Annotated in this window: 3 protein-coding genes and 1 pseudogene; 2 read left to right on the forward strand and 2 right to left on the reverse strand. The window is 43.4% G+C overall.

The genetic code is table 11. The features are described 5' to 3' along the window. Positions 1-186 (reverse strand): annotated as a pseudogene (locus tag QUA02_RS33810) (helix-turn-helix domain-containing protein); the annotation flags it as partial. A 318-nt stretch (positions 187-504) separates the two neighbouring features. Here QUA02_RS33810 and QUA02_RS33000 point away from each other — a divergent pair. After that, entirely contained in the window at positions 505-1,353 is an 849-nt protein-coding gene (locus QUA02_RS33000; RefSeq protein ID WP_333033936.1) for an ATP-binding protein, read from the forward strand. Positions 1,354-1,509: 156 nt separating this feature from the next. On the opposite strand, the gene QUA02_RS33005 is transcribed toward QUA02_RS33000, so the two are convergent. Beyond that, complete coding sequence (locus tag QUA02_RS33005; RefSeq protein WP_333033937.1) at positions 1,510-2,529, reverse strand: phosphotransferase; 1,020 nt, start codon at positions 2,527-2,529, stop codon at positions 1,510-1,512. Between the two features lie 290 nt (positions 2,530-2,819). Between QUA02_RS33005 and QUA02_RS33010 the strand changes: the two genes are divergently transcribed. Beyond that, positions 2,820-3,299 (forward strand): glutathione S-transferase family protein, encoded by a 480-nt coding sequence (locus tag QUA02_RS33010; RefSeq protein ID WP_333033938.1) that lies wholly within the window; start codon positions 2,820-2,822, stop codon positions 3,297-3,299. The last annotated feature ends 47 nt before the right edge of the window (positions 3,300-3,346 follow it).

Raw genomic sequence — 3,346 nt, forward strand, 5'->3', positions numbered from 1 at the left:
ATAATCAGAGTCTTTGAGTAATGCCTTTTTCCCCGGAATACGGAACTTTCCCGTTTTCATTAAAGTTGATTCAATGTTAGTTACAATTCGGCAAATCGTTGATTCGGATACTCCCCAATTTGTCCCCATATGAAAATAGGTTCGATATTCTCGCCAATATTAATCGGCCACTAAAACTTGTTCTTCAAGAGTTAAGGCGATCAAGGCGTCCTCGTTTATCTTGAGGATTTTCTAGCCGGAATTGTTCGCTTGGTGTTAACCATTTCTTTAAAGGTTTGAATCTGGATACCAAATCTCCGTTTAAATTGCTCCGGTTTTAAATTTTGATAAAATCGATTGTTCATGATTGATTTATTGTGTAACTACAAAATACCTTTTTAGCATTTTGTGCTGTTTTTAGCAAAATGTCCTAAAAATTAGCTATAACCTGCAATCTGCTCCACTTAAGCCAAACCCTTGATTATAGCATAAAATTATTTTGCAAGAGGTCTATTAGATGCTTATTTGAGTGAGGTAGTAAAACTGTCAGAAACTGATGCCAAGAAATATCACCTTAAACCTCCGAAAGGAATGCTGCTGTGGGGGCCGCCGGGGACGGGCAAAAGTTTGAGTGCAAAGCTAGCTGCTAAAAAACTAGGCTATGCGCTTTTAGCAGCAAGTTGGGGCAATATTCTCGGTGCTTCTAATCCCGATCGCGCTCTCAATAAAATGCTGGAGACAGCGGATAATTTGGGTGGCTGCGTGCTGTTTTTTGATGATTTTGATAAGGGTTTTTCTGGCTGGGAATCAAATGCGGATGGTGGTGTAGCTAGGCGGTTGTCACAGAAGTTGCTAACTTGGATGCAGGAGCATGAAAGCCCCGTGCTAATGTTAGCTACTGTTAACCGTTTAGAAATGCTGCCGGCTGAACTTATCCGCAGATTTGACGATGGCGGAATCTGGTTTGTGGATTTGCCACACAGCAGCGCTCGCTATGAGATTTTCAATTTGCATTTGGCTAAGTATTTCAAGGAGCAGTTTGGGGATGGAATTGAGAACCCTTGGAGTGAAAGGCAGTGGTATTCGTTGCTATCTGATTATGCCGGAGCCACGAGTGCGGAAATTGCGATCGCAGTTAAGCGCTGCGCTGAACGAGCTTATTGTGAAGGTAGGCCGGGAACGATAGAATTGGCTGATTTGCGTTACCAGAGGACTCAGTTTGTACTGTCGTCTGAGCGTTCTTCTGAAGATATTCAGGGAATTCGTAATAAAGCGTCCTTTGCTCGGCCTGCAACTGGTCGCGATCGCTCTTTGTTTGCCGCGGGAGAACAAGAATTGTTTGAGTACCGGCCACCTGCTTACGATCCAATTTGAGGGTCAAGGCAACTATTGGCAATCGATGGTAAAAACTTCTCATTTTAATCTCCTCATTAGGAAACGTTAGACTAGACAAAGTCTGCATTGCGTAAACCATCGAGCATGGTTTCAGCCTAATCAGGAAACTCTGGAAGTAGCGATCGCCATCTTGTTTTATGCGTTCATTCTGTCAATCGCCTCGGCAAATCTTGGTGTTTTCATGTTGTACAATGCTTCGTTGAGCAAAACTTTGGCATATAGAAATTGTCCTTCAGGAGATGAAAGCGACACGGTGCCCTTGGCAATTTGTGTGAAAAACTCCTGTTGACGAACGGTTTCCATGCACTCGTCAATCACCGTATCCTGAGACTGTAAAACTGTGGCAAAGCGCATAAATAGCATCGCGTAACACATCAGACAAACTTGCTGCATGATGAAAAATCGAGCGCGTTTGTACTCATCTAGGGAATCGCCAAAATATGCCTTTAGGTAGATTTCTTCCTGCGCTTCAGTCTTCACAAAGTTATTAGCAACAATCGCCAAGTCAACATAGCGATCGTTTTGAAAAGCAGCTTCCCAATCCACCACCCAAATTTTCTGTCCATCAAACAGCAGGTTCCTGTGGTGGAGGTCATTATGGCTGGGAACGAGATCGGGATCGTAGCGCGGGTAAGCTTTCTGGATTTCTGCGTAGTACCTGAAGTGTTCCTCCGTCGCACTTTCCGGCAAGAGTTTGGAAGCTTTAAAGTTTTCAATGAATCCATCGATGCCATCCAGGTAATTAACCAATGTTGGAAAGTTGGGAGCAGCGTGTATGGCTCGAACAACGCTCACCACTTTAATTAAATTATCTGGCGTAAACTGTCTAGGAAATGGCTGGGCTTCAATGAAATCAGTAATCGATATTGCATCTTCAGCACTGGCATAGTAAACATGGGGAGCAACACCCGCTTCTGCTGCCAAATTCATGCAAATATAGTGCCGATTTGGATCGTTGAATGTATCAGTTTGCAGTATAACTTTCAAGATATATATTTTTCCATTCACCGTGATTTTATAAACGAGTGCTGAAGAAAGCCCGCCTGATAAAAGTTCCACGCTTTCAGCGATCGCTGTATTGAAAGCAGTTTTTAGCGCTCTTTCAACAGCTTCCAGTTTTGCTTCTGGTATCGATGCCTTGAATAATTGTTTCATGATGACAAAATTGCTCAACTAAAATGTCTTCTCAACCTTGAGTTTGACTGGACAAAATGGGCAAACTATTTATTTTAGCCTGAGAGATGGTGAAATCTTCATGATGTAAACCGAGTGCGTCTAGTTCTGATTGTATTCACCGGAGGCGATCGCCTGGGAATTTGACAGTAGCACAGGAATCAGATAGTTAGATATAAATCGTTTCCCCTAAAATGTATTTATGTGTCCAGATCAAAGGACTTGAGCATTCTAGTATATTAGAACCCACTGGCAACAATTCGGGTAAGCGGATGATTAATGTCCACCACTTAAATAATTCTCGCTCCCAGCGCATTCTGTGGCTGTTAGAGGAACTGGGGCTGGAGTATGACATCAAGTATTACGAACGTGACCCCAAAACGCTGCTAGCACCAGCATCTCTGCGTCAGGTGCATCCTCTGGGTAAGTCGCCTGTCATCACTGATGGAACGCTAACCTTAGCCGAATCTGGAGCCATCATTGAATACCTGGTGGAGCAATACGGTGGAGGACGATTATCACCGCTACCCGGCACACCTGGGCGATTGCGCTATATCTACTGGCTGCATTATGCTGAAGGCTCAGCTATGCCACCCCTGCTGCTCAAGCTGGTTTTCGATCGCATTGAGCAACAACCCCTGCCATTTTTTATCAAACCGATCGCACAGACGATTTCCAGACGCACCAAGGATACGTTCATTAGACCTCTTGCAAAAAAGATATATGTTATAATTAAAGGTTTTGAATTTTAGACCTGAAAGCTAACTCATAATTGTAAAGTGCTGACAACAAATTACAA

Origin of the sequence: Microcoleus pseudofavosus SVA1_A4 (genome assembly GCF_036700565.1) — a bacterium.
Classification (GTDB): domain Bacteria; phylum Cyanobacteriota; class Cyanobacteriia; order Cyanobacteriales; family Microcoleaceae; genus Microcoleus.

Excerpts from the sequence above, each read along its gene's own strand:
- QUA02_RS33010 (WP_333033938.1), top strand. The coding sequence starts at position 2,820 with ATGATTAATGTCCACCACTTAAATAATTCTCGCTCCCAGCGCATTCTG.
- QUA02_RS33005 (WP_333033937.1), bottom strand. The coding sequence starts at position 2,529 with ATGAAACAATTATTCAAGGCATCGATACCAGAAGCAAAACTGGAAGCT.